The organism is Pseudomonas sp. GL93 (assembly GCF_003408955.1).
In the GTDB taxonomy this organism is placed as follows: domain Bacteria; phylum Pseudomonadota; class Gammaproteobacteria; order Pseudomonadales; family Pseudomonadaceae; genus Aquipseudomonas; species Aquipseudomonas paracarnis.
This window is the reverse complement of sequence record NZ_NKRF01000111.1, coordinates 1-1,141: the sequence shown is the minus strand read 5'-3', so window position 1 is coordinate 1,141 and position 1,141 is coordinate 1. Positions and strand designations below refer to the sequence as shown.

Sequence of the window (1,141 nt, the reverse complement as noted above, 5' to 3'; positions counted from 1 at the left end):
TACAGGCAACGGTGCAACCACCACGATCAACGACACCATCGACAAAGTTGATGTGGTCCTGACCGCCACCACCACCGTCGGCGAAGGCGGCAACATCGTTTACACCGCCAGCCTTGTGGATAAAAACGGCGCACCGGTGACCAACATCACCAACCCGCTGACCGTGACTCTGGATAACGGCCAAACCATCACCATTGGTGTGAATGAATCCAGCGCTAGCGTGTCGGTTCTTGCACCGGATGACGTCTACAAAGGTGATCAGACTGTCACTACCGCCATCCAAGGCGTGACCGGTGGCGAGCACTTTGAAAATCTGGTTCCAGGGACTGATAAAGTCACCACGACTGTGACTGATACACCGGGTACCGATAACACTACGACTGTCACGTTGACTGCGCCAAGTGCCGTTAACGAAGGTGGCCAGATCACCTACACCGCGACCTTGAGCAACAAGGCCGGTACTGACGTCACGCTGAAGTTGGATAACGGCTTTTCGATCACCATCAAGGCTGGCGAAACCGTCGGCACTGTGACCATGCCTGCGCCTACCGATGACGTGTTCATCGACAAGAGCACGCAGACGGTCAAGATCACCGACGCTTCCGGCGGCAACTTCGAAAAACTCGAAGTTGCGGGCAATGGCGCGACCACTACGATCAATGACACCATCGACAAGGTCGATGTGGTCCTGACCGCTACCACCACCGTCGGTGAAGGCGGCAATATCGTTTACACCGCCAGCCTTGTGGATAAAAACGGCGCCCCGGTGACTAACATCACCAATCCGCTGACCGTAACCTTGGACAACGGCAAGACCATCACCATCGGTGTGAATCAGTCGAGCGGCTCCATCACCACCATCGCGCCAGACGATGTGTACAAAGGCGATCAAACCGTCACCACCGCTATCAAAGGCGTGACCGGCGGCGAGCATTTTGAAAACCTGGTGCCGGGCACTACAGCGGTGAACACCACTGTCACAGACACACCGGGTACCGACAACACGACTACTGTCACCCTGACTGCACCAAGTGCCGTTAATGAAGGTGGCCAGATCACCTACACCGCGACCTTGAGCAACAAGGCCGGTACTGACGTCACGCTGAAGTTGGATAACGGCTCTTCGATCACCATCAAGGCG

1 protein-coding gene is annotated in these 1,141 nt (G+C 56.0%); it reads left to right on the top strand.

What is annotated here, in order from left to right; genetic code table 11:
• Positions 1–1,141, top strand: a 1,141-nt coding sequence (locus CER19_RS24045) for an immunoglobulin-like domain-containing protein (RefSeq protein WP_371921561.1), incomplete at both ends; no start/stop codon positions are given.